The organism is Candidatus Pantoea rara, assembly GCF_051136265.1.
Taxonomy (GTDB): domain Bacteria; phylum Pseudomonadota; class Gammaproteobacteria; order Enterobacterales; family Enterobacteriaceae; genus Pantoea; species Pantoea rara.
The window spans coordinates 2456892-2472477 of the sequence record NZ_CP194942.1 but is presented as its reverse complement, the minus strand read 5'-3'; the positions used below and the strand labels follow the sequence as shown (position 1 = coordinate 2472477).

General features: G+C 55.0%; 16 protein-coding genes. 13 read left to right on the top strand and 3 right to left on the bottom strand.

Features of this window, described 5'->3' with window-relative positions; all coding sequences use genetic code 11:
• Positions 1 to 2 precede the first annotated feature (2 nt).
• The gene (locus ACR8BF_RS11645; RefSeq protein WP_179896072.1) at positions 3 to 143 is read right to left on the bottom strand and encodes a hypothetical protein; all 141 of its coding nucleotides are present in this window, start codon (positions 141 to 143) and stop codon (positions 3 to 5) included.
• 49 nt (positions 144 to 192) lie between these two features.
• Positions 193 to 3630 carry a ribonuclease E gene (gene rne / locus ACR8BF_RS11640; protein WP_434744985.1) on the bottom strand — a complete coding sequence of 1146 codons (3438 nt, stop codon included), beginning with the start codon at positions 3628 to 3630 and terminating at the stop codon, positions 193 to 195.
• Between the two features lie 573 nt (positions 3631 to 4203).
• Between rne and rluC the strand changes: the two genes are divergently transcribed.
• Positions 4204 to 5160, top strand: a complete 957-nt coding sequence (rluC, locus tag ACR8BF_RS11635; RefSeq protein WP_179896070.1) for a 23S rRNA pseudouridine(955/2504/2580) synthase RluC — start codon at positions 4204 to 4206, stop codon at positions 5158 to 5160.
• A 13-nt stretch (positions 5161 to 5173) separates the two neighbouring features.
• On the opposite strand, the gene ACR8BF_RS11630 is transcribed toward rluC, so the two are convergent.
• Positions 5174 to 5761, bottom strand: coding sequence for a Maf family protein (locus tag ACR8BF_RS11630; RefSeq protein ID WP_434744984.1), 588 nt, complete (start codon positions 5759 to 5761; stop codon positions 5174 to 5176).
• Positions 5762 to 5901: 140 nt separating this feature from the next.
• Here ACR8BF_RS11630 and yceD point away from each other — a divergent pair, with 140 nt between their 5' ends.
• From yceD to holB, 12 genes are all read left to right on the top strand, one after another.
• Entirely contained in the window at positions 5902 to 6423 is a 522-nt protein-coding gene (gene yceD / locus ACR8BF_RS11625; RefSeq protein ID WP_179896068.1) for a 23S rRNA accumulation protein YceD, read from the top strand.
• Positions 6424 to 6437: 14 nt separating this feature from the next.
• Complete coding sequence (gene rpmF / locus ACR8BF_RS11620) at positions 6438 to 6608, top strand: 50S ribosomal protein L32 (RefSeq protein WP_003849870.1); 171 nt, start codon at positions 6438 to 6440, stop codon at positions 6606 to 6608.
• A 25-nt stretch (positions 6609 to 6633) separates the two neighbouring features.
• Positions 6634 to 7674 carry a phosphate acyltransferase PlsX gene (plsX, locus tag ACR8BF_RS11615; RefSeq protein ID WP_179896067.1) on the top strand — a complete coding sequence of 347 codons (1041 nt, stop codon included), beginning with the start codon at positions 6634 to 6636 and terminating at the stop codon, positions 7672 to 7674.
• The gene (locus ACR8BF_RS11610; protein ID WP_434744983.1) at positions 7675 to 8628 is read left to right on the top strand and encodes a beta-ketoacyl-ACP synthase III; all 954 of its coding nucleotides are present in this window, start codon (positions 7675 to 7677) and stop codon (positions 8626 to 8628) included.
• Positions 8629 to 8644: 16 nt separating this feature from the next.
• Positions 8645 to 9577, top strand: a complete 933-nt coding sequence (gene fabD, locus ACR8BF_RS11605) for an ACP S-malonyltransferase (RefSeq protein WP_313701742.1) — start codon at positions 8645 to 8647, stop codon at positions 9575 to 9577.
• Positions 9578 to 9587: 10 nt separating this feature from the next.
• Positions 9588 to 10322 carry a 3-oxoacyl-ACP reductase FabG gene (gene fabG, locus ACR8BF_RS11600; RefSeq protein ID WP_090962216.1) on the top strand — a complete coding sequence of 245 codons (735 nt, stop codon included), beginning with the start codon at positions 9588 to 9590 and terminating at the stop codon, positions 10320 to 10322.
• A 154-nt stretch (positions 10323 to 10476) separates the two neighbouring features.
• Entirely contained in the window at positions 10477 to 10713 is a 237-nt protein-coding gene (acpP, locus tag ACR8BF_RS11595) for an acyl carrier protein (RefSeq protein WP_003849865.1), read from the top strand.
• 85 nt (positions 10714 to 10798) lie between these two features.
• Positions 10799 to 12040, top strand: coding sequence for a beta-ketoacyl-ACP synthase II (fabF, locus tag ACR8BF_RS11590; protein WP_090962214.1), 1242 nt, complete (start codon positions 10799 to 10801; stop codon positions 12038 to 12040).
• Between the two features lie 91 nt (positions 12041 to 12131).
• Positions 12132 to 12947, top strand: coding sequence for an aminodeoxychorismate lyase (gene pabC, locus ACR8BF_RS11585; protein WP_434744982.1), 816 nt, complete (start codon positions 12132 to 12134; stop codon positions 12945 to 12947).
• Positions 12944 to 13963, top strand: a complete 1020-nt coding sequence (gene yceG / locus ACR8BF_RS11580) for a cell division protein YceG (RefSeq protein WP_434744981.1) — start codon at positions 12944 to 12946, stop codon at positions 13961 to 13963. The genes pabC and yceG overlap by 4 nt, the downstream gene beginning before the upstream one ends.
• On the top strand, positions 13953 to 14585 hold the full coding sequence (gene tmk, locus ACR8BF_RS11575; RefSeq protein ID WP_434744980.1) for a dTMP kinase: 633 nt from the start codon (positions 13953 to 13955) through the stop codon (positions 14583 to 14585). Before yceG ends, tmk begins: the two co-directional genes overlap by 11 nt.
• Positions 14585 to 15574 (top strand): DNA polymerase III subunit delta', encoded by a 990-nt coding sequence (gene holB / locus ACR8BF_RS11570; protein WP_434744979.1) that lies wholly within the window; start codon positions 14585 to 14587, stop codon positions 15572 to 15574. Before tmk ends, holB begins: the two co-directional genes overlap by 1 nt.
• The last annotated feature ends 12 nt before the right edge of the window (positions 15575 to 15586 follow it).

Genomic DNA, 15586 nt, shown 5'->3' with positions numbered 1-15586 from the left:
CTTTAACCGGATGCGCTTACTTTTTCCCACCCTCCCGATAAAGGAGGGTGGGATTTTTTTGCCTGCGATTCAGCTGCCAGCGGGAACAGCAGGTATTCAAAGCGGGTTAATTTAACGCGGCTGACGGGCAGAATTGCAGCCATAAAAAACCCCGGCTCAGAGGCCGGGGTTCAGTTCACAACAGCTTATGCGTTACGGCTTGGTCGCCGGGGCAGTGGCCTGATGGGTAGCGCTATGACCACCCGCAGAGCCGCGACCATCAAACTCATACGGTGCACGCACCCATTCACTCTGCGGAGCAGGCTCTGACTGCCAGACTGGCGCAGGTGCTTTAGTCATCGGCGCAGACGCAAAGTGCTTCCAGCGTGTACCGTCATTTGGCACCGCTGCAGCAGGGACTGATGCTACAGGCTGGGCCACCGTCACCGGTGCTGCAGGCGCGATATCACGTGCGGCAACCGGAGCATGAGGTTCACGCACTGGCGCGGTTTCAGCTTCTGCTGCAACCGGTGCTTTCAGTACTTCTTCAACTTCTGCTGCGATCTCTTCGCTGACATCGGTGGCTGACTGCTCAGCAACCTCTGCAGGCTGTGTAGTCTCAACAGCAGGCTGTACAACTTCAGGCTGTGCAACGTCTGCAGGCTGAACAGTCTCAACCGCAGGGATCACAGCGGGTGCTTCAGCGACGGGCTCAGCAGGCACGGCTTCAGCAGCCACAGCTTCTGCTTTCGCTTCATCGGCAGCCGGAACAACAGAAGGCTGCTCGTCAACCGGGGCGTCGATAGCGCGGGTGTCATCAGTATTAACAACTGGCACTGGCGTTTCTGCCTGTGGCTCAGCCTGCTGCACCGGTGCTTCCTGAGCAACAGATTCAACGGCGGCTGCAACCGGCAGCGCACGGGTGGCCTCTGTTGTCTCTTCTGCGTTGTACGCAGGTGTCTCATGCGTCACATTCTGAACCTGCTCTTCGCTGGCCTGGCTTACCGGATAGCGAATCCAGACTTTACCGGATGCCATCTCTGGTGAGGCAGCGGCAGCCGCCAGAGGCATCGCTGACTGAGTCGGGTAACGCTCATCACGGTAACGACGACGACGCTGGCCGCTGACGCGCAGATGACGCGGCGAACGACGTGAGCGACGCGGCATATTGGCATTATCACGGTTGTCGTTGTCATCCTGCTCGTCACTCTGCGAAGCCTGGAACTCAGGCTGAGGCTGTGCAACGTCAACAGGCTGTGACTGATGCACTTCAGCAGGCTGGGCAAAGTCACTGGCTTCGGCTGGCATAGGTGGACGGTTATCATCAACACGCACCTTCTGGTTCAGCTGGCGCGGCTTACGACGCGGCATAACCTGCACGCGCTCATCATCCTGCACCTCGGCCACGTCCAGAACTTCAGCAACCACTTCCGGCTGCTCAGCCACTTTGGCCGCTTCTTCACTGGCACGTTTCTCTTCCTGACGACGACGCTGACGCTCAGCACGCTGTTCACGGCGCTGTTGCTGCTGCTCATCACGCTGCTGGCGCGCTTCTTCGCTCAGTGCCGGGCGCTCTTCGCGAACGTCACCTGGCTGAGAATCACGCTTGTTACGACGGTTGTTATTGCCCTCGCGCGGCTCGCGATTTTCACGTGGCTCGCGGCTTTCACGCGGTTCACGGCTTTCGCGCGGCTCACGACTTTCGCGTGGTTCACGGCCTTCACGCGACTGCGCGTTTTCACCATTACGCGGTGTACGTTCACGACGATTGTTGTTACGACGGTTGTTATTGTTGCTGCGGCGCTCGCCACGGCCGTTGTTGCTTTCCTGCTCGCTTTCAGCCGCTTTCTGGGGTTCAGCAACCTCAGCGGCCACTGGCGCGGCAGCAGGCGCTTCATCGCCTGCGAACATTTTTTTCAGTCCGCCAAGCAAACGTCCGAAGAAACCGGTGCTGACGGTAGCAGGCGCAGCCACTGCTTTTGCCGCTGGCTGGGCTTCAGCGCGCTGTGCTTCTGGCTCAACTTCAACCGGTGCCGGAGGCGCATCAGGCATGACAAACGCGGCCAGAGCAGGCTGCTCAGGGCGACGGCGTTCAGCATGTTCTTCTTCTGATGGCATGGCCATTTCGGCTTCATGCAGCTTCGGCAGATGATAGCTCAGGGTCTGCGTCTCTTCGCCAGTGCGCACGCGCAGCACGGAATAGTGCGGGGTCTGCATCTTGTCATCAGGCACAATGATTGCCCGCACGCCGCCCTGGCGTTTTTCAATCGCATTGACCGCCTCACGCTTCTCATTCAGCAGGTAAGAAGCAACCTGAACCGGAACAATGGCGTGAACCTCTTTAGTGTTGTCTTTCAGCGCTTCTTCTTCAATCAGACGCAGAATTGACAGCGCCAGCGACTCGTTATCACGTATGGTACCGGTGCCGCTACAGCGTGGGCAGACGTGATGACTGGATTCACCTAATGACGGGCTCAGGCGCTGACGGGACATTTCCAGCAGGCCGAAACGTGAAATGTGGCTGATTTGAATGCGGGCGCGGTCCTGACGGACAGCTTCGCGCAGACGGTTCTCAACCGCACGCTGATGGCGTACCGGCGTCATATCAATGTAATCGATAACGATCAGGCCGCCCAGGTCACGCAGGCGCAGCTGACGAGCAATCTCATCGGCTGCTTCAAGGTTAGTGTTGAAGGCTGTCTCTTCGATGTCACCGCCGCGCGTTGCGCGTGCTGAGTTGATATCGATAGCGGTCAGCGCTTCGGTACTGTCGATCACAATTGAGCCACCAGATGGCAGGCGGACTTCACGCTGGAAAGCGGATTCAATTTGCGATTCGATCTGATAGTGGCTGAACAGCGGGATTTCACCGGTGTAGAGCTTAATTTTGCTGCTGAAATCAGGACGGCCCAGCGCCGCGATATGCTGACGCGCCAGTTCCAGAACTTTCGGGTTATCGATAAGGATTTCACCGATGTCCTGGCGCAGATAGTCGCGGAAGGCACGCACAATGACGTTACTTTCCTGATGGATCAGGAATGGGGCAGGGCGGTTCTCAGCGGCTTTCTTGATCGCTTCCCAGTGCTTAAGACGGAAGCTTAGATCCCACTGCAGCGATTCGGCGGATTTACCGACGCCCGCGGTGCGGACAATCAGTCCCATGCCTTCTGGCAAATCCAGCGCCGACAGCGCTTCTTTCAGTTCGGTACGATCGTCACCTTCGATGCGGCGAGAAATACCGCCTGCACGTGGGTTATTCGGCATCAGCACAAGATAGCTGCCCGCCAGAGAGATAAAGGTAGTGAGCGCAGCGCCTTTGTTGCCGCGTTCTTCTTTATCAATCTGAACAATAACTTCCTGACCTTCACGCAACACTTCTTTGATATTCGGACGACCATGCGCGTTGTAGCTGGAAGGGAAGTATTCGCGGGAGATTTCTTTTAAAGGGAGGAAACCGTGACGCTCTGCGCCGTAATCGACAAACGCAGCTTCAAGGCTGGGTTCAATGCGAGTGATTTTTCCTTTGTAGATGTTGGCTTTCTTCTGTTCGTGTCCAGGACTTTCAATATCCAGATCGTACAGACGTTGACCGTCAACCAGGGCAACGCGCAACTCTTCCTGCTGAGTTGCGTTTATTAACATTCTTTTCATCGTGACTTACTCGTTATTCTTTCATGAGTGATTACAGCTGCGGGCATAGTTACCCTGGACGAGTATCAACCGATGGCCCCGTGACTTAGTGCAATGTCGTCAGCCTCACGGTTGTCGACCGCGCGAGGGGCGCAAATAGCGTCGGTGGCCTGTTTTTCATAAGGGAAAACAGCACCAGATAGCGGAAATGCCTGAGAGAATAAAGAAAACCCGTGCATTCCAGCATGTTGTCCAGGCCGCAACCCGCAGCCCGCTAAGTGCCTGATTTCGCATTACGTCTTACGCCATTGCTGCGTGTCTGCTCAATCCGGCAAAATGACAATTTCGCTCGTTTTCTGCCCTGAAATGCTTCAGGTAAGAAACTCAAACATTATTCCATTGCTAACCTTCATATAGCAAGGCGACTTTAGCCAGCATGTGAAGTTTCCTTACATTTAAATCGCTAATATGTCGGACAAAGCAGCACTTTGCTGGAAAAGCCAGCAGAGAGGCGACCTGCCATCACATCAACTCCTGAGTTAAGCACAGAAAAAGGGGTGGCGCTATCAGGGGACACTATTTAGAATCGCCGCCATGAAAACAGAGAATCCCGGCGTACATTTTGTCGCCATCACGGCTGAAAATGCCGGACAACGCATTGATAACTTTTTGCGCACCCAACTCAAGGGTGTGCCGAAGAGCATGATTTATCGCATCGTACGCAAAGGCGAGGTGCGGGTTAATAAGAAACGTGTTAAGCCAGAGTACAAGCTGGAAGAGGGCGATGAGGTGCGCATTCCGCCGGTTCGGGTAGCGGAACGCGATGAAGATGCGGTTTCCCCCAAACTGGCAAAAGTCGCTTCACTGGCTGATGCCATCCTCTTTGAGGATGAGTCGCTGCTCGTCATGAACAAGCCTTCCGGTACTGCTGTACATGGCGGTAGCGGACTTAGCTTCGGTGTCATTGAAGGATTACGTGCCCTGCGACCTGAAGCGCGCTTTCTGGAGCTGGTACATCGCCTGGATCGTGACACTTCCGGCATTCTGCTGGTCGCTAAAAAACGCTCGGCGCTGCGTTCCCTGCATGAGCAACTGCGTGAAAAGGGGATGCAAAAAGATTATCTGGCCCTCGTGCGCGGCAACTGGCCGTCGCATCTGAAAGTGGTTCAGGCGCCACTGCTGAAAAATATCCTGCAGAGCGGCGAGCGAATAGTGCGTGTCAGCAGCGAAGGCAAAGCGTCTGAAACCCGCTTTAAAGTGGAAGAGCGGTTCGAGTTTGCCACGCTGGTGAAAGCGAGTCCGGTCACTGGACGCACCCACCAGATTCGCGTGCATACGCTGCATGCCGGGCATCCCATCGCTTTCGACGATCGTTATGGTGCGCGTGACTTTGACAGTCAACTGGCGTCAACCGGCTTAAGACGTCTGTTCCTGCACGCAGCGGCGCTGACCTTTACCCATCCCGGCACCGGCGAAATGATGCGGGTCGAAGCGCCACTGGATGATGGCCTGAAGCAGTGTCTGAATAAACTGCGTCAGATGAAAGCGTAATCGTTCTCCGGCATCACTTTGTCAAAGGATTGATGCCGGCCTGCTGCAACATTTCATTCAGCGCAATCAGCGGCAGTCCGACCAGCGTATTAGGATCGCGACCTTCCAGCCGATCAAACAAACAAATCCCCAGGCCTTCACTTTTAAAACTTCCCGCACACTGTAATGGCTGCTCCTTTTCGACATACCCGGCAATTTCAGCGTCCGTTAGCATGCGGAAATGAACCACAAAGGGCTCACAGCATTGCAGCAGTTGGTTATTGTCCGGATGGAAAAGGGCCAGGCCAGTATAAAAGGTAATGGCCTTACCGCTGGCGGCACGCAGTTGTGCCCGTGCATTCTCAGCGGTATGAGGTTTACCGGTGATCTGGTCGTCCAGCACACAGACCTGATCAGAGCCGATTATCCAGTGCCCGGGATACATTTTTGCCAGTGCCTGCGCTTTTGCTACGGCAAGGCGGGTTACCAGCGCTTCGGCTGTTTCACCCTGCTGCGGTGTCTCATCCACCTCAGGCGCAGCGGTAATAAATGGCAGGCCCAGCTTATGCAGTAATGCCTGCCGGAAAGGCGAAGTTGAAGCTAAAAGAATTGATGGTGTCATTTTTTTTCAATAGTGATAGCGAATTGGTGACAGTCATTTTAAACTGTGCGCCGCACTGGATGCGAATAGTGGTTGAAAGATGCTGTTTAACGGCCTTTTTCTTTGACTCTATGACATTACAAAGTTAATATGCGCGCCCTATGCAAAAGGTAAAATTACCCCTAACGCTGGACCCTGTCCGCACCGCTCAGAAGCGCCTTGATTATCAGGGTGTCTACACATCTGTTCAGGTGGAGCGTGTGGCCGAGTCGGTCGTTAGTGTGGACAGTGATGTGGATTGTGCCATGTCGTTTGCGGTTGATAATCAACGTCTGGCGGTACTGACGGGTTCTGCTGAAGTACACGTGACGTTGCGTTGCCAGCGCTGCAACCAGACCTTTCCCCATCACGTAAAAGTAAGTTACTGCTTCAGCCCTGTCTCTTCTGAAGAGCAGGCCGAGGCATTACCGGAAGCGTACGAGCCGGTCGATGTCAACGAGTTTGGTGAGATCGATTTGCTGGCAGTTGTAGAGGATGAACTGATTCTCGCACTGCCGGTCGTTCCGGTGCACGATTCTGAACACTGTGAAGTGTCCGAGGCGGACATGGTCTTTGGCAAACTGCCTCCTGAGGCGGAGAAACCAAATCCATTTGCCGTATTAGCCAGTTTAAAGCGTAAGTAATAGGAGTAAGGTCCATGGCCGTACAACAGAATAAACCCACCCGTTCTAAGCGTGGTATGCGTCGTTCGCACGATGCGCTGACCACTGCTGCTCTGTCAGTAGATAAAGTTTCTGGCGAAACGCATCTGCGTCACCATATCACTGCGGACGGTTACTACCGCGGTCGCAAGGTTATCGTTAAGTAAGTTTCTTGCTTAGCAAGGCGATACCTTGACACGTTTGACCCTGGCGATTGATGCCATGGGCGGGGACTTCGGTCCCTGCGTGACAGTGCCTGCAGCATTGCAGGCACTGGCCTCTCATTCGGAATTATTCCTTCTTCTGGTCGGACATCCCGACACTCTCATGCCATTGCTTGCCAAAGCGGATTCCTCCCTGACGGGGCGTTTGCAGGTGATCCCTGCCGAATCGGTTATTGCAAGTGATGCGCGGCCCGCTCAGGCCATCCGGAACAGTCGCGGCAGCTCAATGCGAGTGGCGCTGGAGATGGTTAAAGAGGGACGTGCTCAGGCCTGCATCAGCGCCGGAAATACCGGTGCGCTAATGGGGCTGTCGACACTCTTATTAAAACCGCTGGATGGGATTAAACGTCCGGCGCTAATGTCCGTTTTACCGCATCAGCAGCAGGGTAAAACCGTGGTGCTGGATCTGGGCGCGAATGTTGACTCAGACAGTGCGATGCTGGTGCAGTTTGCTGTGATGGGGTCGGTGATGGCTGAGCATGTGCTTGGTATTCCACGACCCCGTGTCGCGTTGCTCAATATTGGTCATGAAGAGACCAAAGGGCTGGAAACCATCCGCGATGCCGCGGTAGTGCTGCGAGAATCATCGCAAATCAACTATATTGGTTACCTCGAAGGTAACGAGTTGCTCACCGGTAAAACGGATGTAATGGTCTGTGACGGTTTTGTCGGAAACGTCACGCTGAAGACCATGGAAGGCGTGGTAAGAATGTTTCTTTCTCTGCTTAAGTCATCAGGGGAAGGTAAAAAAAGGTCATGGTGGCTTCAGTTGCTGGGACGCTTAATCCAGAAACGTCTGGCGAAGCGCTTCGGGCAACTCAACCCTGACCAATACAATGGCGCTTGTCTGTTAGGATTGCGCGGAACAGTGATCAAGAGTCACGGCGCAGCAAATCAACACGCCTTCGCCGTGGCCATAGAACAGGCAGAGCAGGCGGTGAGGCAGCAAATTCCCGAGCGAATTGCTGCGCGCCTTGATGCTGTATTAGCCAGGAGTGACAAAGCCTAGATGTATACCAAAATTATCGGTACGGGCAGTTATCTGCCCAGCCAGGTTCGCACCAATGCCGATCTGGAAAAAATGGTGGAGACGTCGGACGAGTGGATTGTTACCCGTACCGGCATCCGTGAGCGCCGCATTGCAGCGCCAGACGAAACCGTTGCCACTATGGGATTCAGCGCAGCACAACGCGCCCTTGAAATGGCTGGCATTGACGCGAACGAGATTGGGCTGATTATCGTCGCCACAACCTCTTCCAGCCATGCCTTCCCAAGCTCCGCCTGCATGATCCAGCAAATGCTGGAGATCAGAGACTGCGCGGCGTTTGACCTCGCTGCCGCCTGTGCAGGTTTCACCTATGCCCTGAGCGTGGCCGATCAATACATCAAAAATGGCGCGGTTAAGCATGCTCTGGTGATTGGCGCTGATGTCCTGGCGCGCGCACTGGATCCGGAAGATCGCGGCACTATTATCCTGTTTGGTGATGGCGCTGGTGCGGTTGTACTGGGTCAGAGCGAAGAGCAGGGGATTATCTCTACCCATCTTCATGCTGACGGTCGCTACGCCCAGTTGCTGACGCTGCCTTATCAGGATCGTGCCCATCAGGATCAGCCTGCCTATGTCACCATGGCTGGCAACGAAGTCTTCAAGGTCGCCGTTACCGAGCTGGCTCACATCGTTGATGAAACGCTGCAGGCCAATAATCTCGATCGCGAAATGCTGGATTGGCTGGTGCCGCATCAGGCTAACCTGCGCATCATCAGCGCCACCGCGAAAAAACTCGGCATGACCATGGATAAAGTGGTCGTCACGCTGGATCGTCATGGCAATACTTCTGCCGCATCGGTGCCAAGCGCACTGGATGAAGCGGTTCGTGATGGCCGCATCAAACCCGGACACCTTATTTTGCTGGAAGCCTTTGGTGGCGGGTTCACCTGGGGTTCTGCGCTGGTTCGCTTTTGATTGACAGGAACGAAAGATGACGCAAATTGCATTTGTTTTTCCAGGTCAGGGTTCACAGACTGTGGGCATGCTGACTGAATTAGCAGCGACTTATCCGCTGGTTGAAGAGACCTTCCGTGAAGCCTCTGATGCGCTGGGGTATGATCTGTGGCAGTTAGTGAGCCAGGGTCCGGCTGAAGAGCTGAACAAAACCTGGCAGACTCAGCCTGCGCTGTTAGCTGCTTCAGTCGCTATCTACCGTGTCTGGCAGCAGCAGGGCGGCGAAAAGCCTGTCCTGATGGCCGGTCACAGTCTGGGTGAATATTCAGCGCTGGTTTGTGCAGGTGTGCTTAACTTTGCTGATGCAGTAAAGCTGGTAGAACTGCGTGGCAAACTGATGCAGGAAGCCGTGCCAGAAGGTACCGGCGCGATGCAGGCGATTATTGGCCTGGACGACGCGGCTATTCGCAAAGCCTGTGAAGAGAGCGCGCAGGGCCAGGTAGTGTCACCGGTTAACTTCAACTCGCCGGGCCAGGTGGTCATTGCGGGTAACAAAGAAGCCGTTGAGCGTGCAGGTGCTGCCTGTAAAGCCGCGGGCGCTAAGCGTGCTCTGCCACTGCCGGTCAGCGTGCCCTCTCACTGCGCGCTGATGAAGCCTGCTGCCGATAAACTGGCGGTTGCGCTGGAAAACATTACGTTTAATGCACCTGCGGTGCCTGTGATTAACAACGTCGATGTGAAAGCTGAGACCGACGCTGTGGCTATCCGCCATGCGCTGGTTCGTCAGCTCTACAGCCCGGTTCGCTGGACCGAGAGCGTGGAAGCGATGGCCGCACAGGGCGTGACGCAGCTCCTGGAGATGGGGCCAGGCAAAGTCCTGACCGGACTGACGAAACGTATTGTCGATAGCCTCACTGCGGCTGCCGTTAACGATACGGCATCCCTGACGGCTGCACTCGGTAAGGAATAAGAGGAAAATGATGAGCTTTGAAGGTAAAGTTGCGCTGGTTACCGGCGCGAGTCGCGGCATTGGTCGTGCGATTGCAGAAACCCTGGCGGCACGGGGTGCCAAAGTGGTCGGAACTGCAACCAGCCAGAGTGGCGCCGACGCCATCAGTGCTTACCTTGGCGACAAGGGCAAAGGCCTGTTACTGAACGTGACTGACGCTGACTCAATCAGCAGCGTTTTAGAGAATATTCGCGCTGAATTTGGCGAAGTGGATATTTTAGTCAATAATGCAGGCATTACGCGTGATAATCTTCTCATGCGCATGAAGGACGATGAGTGGGCGGATATCCTGGATACCAACCTCACATCGGTATTCCGCCTTTCTAAGGCGGTCCTGCGTGCCATGATGAAAAAGCGCGTGGGCCGTATCATCACCATTGGTTCCGTTGTTGGAACCATGGGTAATGCGGGCCAGGCAAACTACGCGGCAGCAAAAGCGGGTTTGATTGGTTTTAGCAAATCACTGGCGCGCGAAATCGCGTCACGTGGCATTACCGTCAACGTCGTGGCTCCAGGCTTTATCGAGACTGACATGACGCGGGCACTGAACGAAGATCAACGTTCCGGTATTTTGGCGGAAGTGCCTGCGGGTCGCTTAGGCGATGCTCAGGAAATCGCCAATGCTGTTGCATTTTTAGCCTCTGACGAAGCAGCCTACATCACGGGTGAAACGCTGCACGTCAATGGCGGAATGTACATGGTTTGATAAATCACGAAATCATTTGCTTTATTTGCGGTTAAAACCGCAAAATAACGCAAAATCGTGGTTCGACCAGCCGGGATTTTGTTGCATCTTTTTCACCATTTTATACACTACGAAAACCATCGCGAAAGCGAGTTTTGATAGGAAATTAAATAGTATGAGCGATATCGAACAACGCGTTAAGAAAATCATCAGTGAGCAGCTGGGTGTGAAAGAGGAAGAAGTCACCAACTCTGCATCTTTCGTAGAAGACCTGGGTGCCGATTCTCTTGATACCGTTGAGCTGGTGATGGCTCTGGAAGAAGAGTTTGATACTGAGATTCCAGACGAAGAAGCTGAGAAAATCACTACCGTTCAGGCAGCGATCGACTATATCAATAGCCATAAAGGCTAATGAATATCTTCAGGCGGTCGCTCGACCGCCTGATTTTTTTGTTTGTCCCACATAGTTCCCTATTTCCCCTCCCTGGAGGACGAACGTGTCTAAGCGTCGTGTAGTTGTGACTGGTCTTGGCATGTTGTCTCCTGTCGGCAATACCGTAGAGTCTACCTGGAGTGCTCTCCTTGCCGGTCAGAGCGGCATTACCCTGATCGACCATTTTGATACCAGTGCTTATGCAACACGTTTTGCAGGTCTGGTAAGAGATTTTAATTGTGATGACTACATCTCGCGTAAAGATCAGCGCAAGATGGATGCCTTCATCCAATACGGCATTGTGGCCGGTATGCAGGCCATGCAGGACAGTGGTCTGGTTATTACTGACGAAAATGCAGGCCGTATGGGCGCAGCAATTGGCTCCGGCATCGGTGGTTTAGGTCTGATTGAAGAGAATCATACTTCACTGGTCAACGGTGGCCCGCGCAAAATCAGCCCGTTCTTTGTGCCTTCAACCATCGTAAACATGGTGGCGGGTCATCTCAGCATCATGTATGGCCTGAAAGGTCCAAGCATCTCTATCGCGACAGCCTGTACCTCTGGTGTGCATAACATCGGTCACGCCGCACGTATCATCGCTTATAACGATGCTGACGTGATGCTGGCAGGCGGCACAGAGAAAGCCAGTACGCCATTAGGCGTCGGTGGTTTTGGTGCAGCACGCGCTCTCTCAACCCGCAACGAAAATCCGCAAGCGGCCAGCCGCCCATGGGATAAAGATCGTGACGGTTTTGTGCTGGGTGACGGCGCGGGCATTGTCGTACTTGAAGAGTACGAACATGCGAAGAAACGTGGTGCGAAAATCTACGCTGAAATTGTAGGTTTTGGTATGAGCAGTGATGCTTACCACATGACTTCACCACCAGAAGATGGTTCAGGTGCGGCGGCTGCAATGATCAATGCGCTGCGTGATGCTCAGCTTACGCCAGAGCAGATCGGCTATGTCAACGCGCACGGTACCTCCACGCCAGCCGGTGATAAAGCGGAAGCGCAGGCGGTGAAATCGGTCTTTGGGGCAGCAGCCAGCAGCGTAATGGTCAGCTCAACCAAATCAATGACCGGACACTTACTGGGTGCCGCAGGCGCTGTTGAATCGATTTACTCGATTCTGGCGCTGCGCGACCAGGCCGTTCCACCGACCATCAACCTGGACAATCCGGATGAGGGCTGCGATCTCGACTTTGTGCCTCACACTGCGCGTCAGGTTCCTGGACTGGAGTATACGCTGTGTAACTCCTTTGGTTTCGGCGGAACCAACGGTTCGTTGATCTTCCGTAAAGTGTAATCGTTGTAGATTGCTAAAAAGGCCCGCAATGCGGGCCTTTTTTTATCCTGTAAAATGCGCTGAAATCACGTGTCCTGCTCAGGAGAGAACGATGTGGATTAACGGGTTAAAACAATCGACGCTGACCGCCAGCGACCGGGGTCTGCAGTTCGGGGATGGCTGTTTTACTACCGCCGCCGTGCGTCAGGGTAAAATTATGATGCTGGAAAGCCACATTCAGCGCCTTAAAGAGGGCTGTGAGCGGTTATGGATCAGTGGTGTCGACTGGCATCAGCTTGAGGCAGAGATGAAACAGGCTGCGTATGAACAAAACCAGGCGGTGCTGAAAGTCATCATCAGCGCGGGCAGCGGCGGACGAGGTTACAGCCGACGCGGCTGTGGTGAACCTGCGCGCATCGTCTCGCTGGCACCCTGGCCACTGCACTATGCCGATTTACAGCAGCAGGGTGTTTCACTCCGGCTCAGCCCCATCCGGCTGGCGCGGAACGCACAGTTTGCCGGTATCAAGCACCTTAACCGCCTGGAGCAGGTGATGATTCGGGCTCATCTTGACCAGACAGACGCCGACGAGGCGCTGGTGCTTGACACTGAAGGTTGGGTGGTGGAATGCTGTGCGGCCAATTTATTCTGGCGTAAAGGGACGCAGATTTTCACGCCTGATCTCTCGGTATCGGGTGTGGATGGCATTATGCGGCGGAGTCTTATGGCGCAACTTGTTGCCGCTGGTCAGGCTTGCCAGGTAGTGAAAAGCGAACCGGCGAAGCTGATGAACGCCGATGAAGTGGTGATATGTAACGCGCTGATGCCGGTTCTGCCGGTCCGACAGATAGAAGCGGTGAAGTTTACTGAGCGCTCGCTATTTAATCAGTTGCTGGCAAGCTGTGAAAAGATAATGGATGCATCATGATTCGAAGCAAAAAAATTCTCGTCAGCCTGCTGGCGATCGTGGGTCTTGCGGCTGTGCTGAGTTACTGGCAGGTTAAGAAGTTTGCGGCGACCCCGTTAGCCATTAAGCAGGAAACCATCTACACGCTGCCCGCCGGAACGGGCCGGGTCGCGCTTGAAGCGCAGCTGGAAGAGAAAAAGATTATTCCGCGCAGCCTCTGGTTTGGTGCATTGCTGCGTCTGGAGCCGGAACTGGCGACCTTTAAGGCGGGCACTTATCGCCTTGAGCCGACCATGACCGTACGCTCGCTGCTACAGCTGCTGGCAAGCGGAAAAGAGGCGCAGTTCCCGGTGCGGTTTGTGGAAGGTCAGCGGCTGAAAGAGTGGCTGAGTGAGCTGCGTAACGCGCCCTATATCCGGCACACCCTGAAAGACGATCAGTTCGTCACACTTGCCAGCGCACTGAAAGTGGAACCAGAACAGCTGGAGGGCAACTTCTTCCCGGACACCTATCTCTACACGGCGAATACCACGGATTTGGAGCTGCTGCAGCGTGCCCATGAGCGCATGAAAAAGACCATTGATGAGGTGTGGCAAGGACGGGCGGATAATCTGCCTTATAAAACGCCACAGGATCTGGTGACGATGGCTTCGATCATTGAGAAAGAGACCGGCGTCAGTGAAGAGCGCGCGCGTGTAGCCTCGGTGTTTATTAATCGCCTGCGAACCGGCATGCGCTTACAGACCGATCCCACTGTTATCTATGGCATGGGCGACAGCTATCACGGCACGCTGACCCGCAAAGATCTTGAGACCGCCAGCGCGTATAATACGTATATCATCAACGGCCTGCCGCCTGGCCCGATCGCCATGCCGGGCAAAGCCTCATTGCAGGCTGCGGCGCATCCCGAGAAAACTAACTATCTCTACTTTGTTGCAGACGGCAAGGGCGGGCATACGTTTACTACTAATCTTGCCAGCCATAACAAAGCGGTGCAGGTCTACCGGCAGACGCTGAAGGAAAAAAATGAACAGTAAGTTTATCGTCATTGAAGGCCTGGAAGGCGCCGGAAAGACCACTGCACGTGACGCCATCGTCGCCACGTTGCGCGCCCGTGGTATCACCGACCTGGTCTTTACCCGTGAGCCAGGCGGTACGCCGCTGGCAGAACAGCTGCGGGTCCTGGTCAAGCAGGGGATTGAGGGTGAGCAGGTCACGGATAAAGCTGAACTGCTGATGCTCTATGCGGCGCGGGTTCAGCTGGTGGAGACGGTGATCAAACCGGCGCTGGCTCGCGGAGCCTGGGTGATTGGCGATCGTCACGATCTCTCCTCCCAGGCTTATCAGGGCGGCGGCCGGGGACTCGACAGCGAACTGATGAAGACGCTGCGTGATGCTGTTTTAGGCGATTTCCGTCCCGATCTGACGCTCTATCTTGATGTGACTCCTGACATTGGTCTGCAGCGTGCCCGTGCGCGTGGTGAGCTGGATCGCATTGAGCAGGAGTCATTGCGCTTTTTTGAACGCACCCGCGCGCGCTATCTGGCGCTGGCCGCAGAAGAGTCCACTATCCTCACCATTGATGCGACTCAATCTCTCACGGAAGTGACAGCGTCACTTCAGCTGACGCTGGATAGCTGGCTGTCGGAGCAGATGTGATGAACTGGTATCCGTGGCTGAATCAGCCTTACCGTCAGGTGATTAGCCAGCACCAGGAGAATCGCGCGCATCATGCGCTGATGATCCAGGCAATGGCAGGCATGGGCGATGAGGCGCTGGTCTGGGGAATGAGCCGCTGGCTGATGTGCCAGCAGCGAGATGGCCTGAAGAGTTGCGGAGAGTGCCACGGTTGCCAGCTGATGCAGGCCAGCACTCATCCTGACTGGTATCGCCTTGAAGCTGAGAAGGGCAAAAATATCCTGGGCATTGATGCGGTGCGTCAGGTAACAGAAAAAATGTATCACTTTGGTCAGCAGGGCGGCGCAAAAGTCGTCTGGCTGCCGGATGCCGCACAGCTTTCGGAAGCGGCAGCCAATGCACTGCTGAAAACACTGGAAGAGCCGCCAGCCAACAGCTGGTTCTTCCTCAGCAGCCGTGATCCCTCACGTCTGCTGGCCACGCTACGCAGCCGCTGCATGACGCTGCATCTGACGCCACCAGACGAAGGACAAAGTCTGCTCTGGCTGAAGAAGCAGTCTTCGCACAATGAGCAGATGCTGCTGGCGGCGTTGCGCCTGAGTGCGGGCGCACCCGGAGCGGCACTGAGCCTGCTGGAAACCGGGCCGTGGCAGGCTCGTCAGAAACTCTGTGATGCGCTGCCCGCTGCGTTACAGCAGGACATCCTGCAACTGCTGCCTGCGCTGAACGCGGACGATGCAGCCACGCGTATCGGCTGGCTGCTCTCTTTACTGCTGGACGCGATGAAATGGCAGCAAAACGCAGGTCAGTGGCTGAGTAATATCGATCGTCAGGATGTGGTGCAGTTGCTGGCCGGATACTTTTCAGCCAGCGCCCTCAACAGCAGTACCCAGGAATGGATGCGCTGTCGTGAGCAGTTACTGCATGTGGCGTCTGTGAATCGCGAACTATTGCTGACCGATCAGCTTTTGAACTGGGCGGACAAAAAGAAGCCTGCGCTGGTCGGCTAAACCTATCTGAGA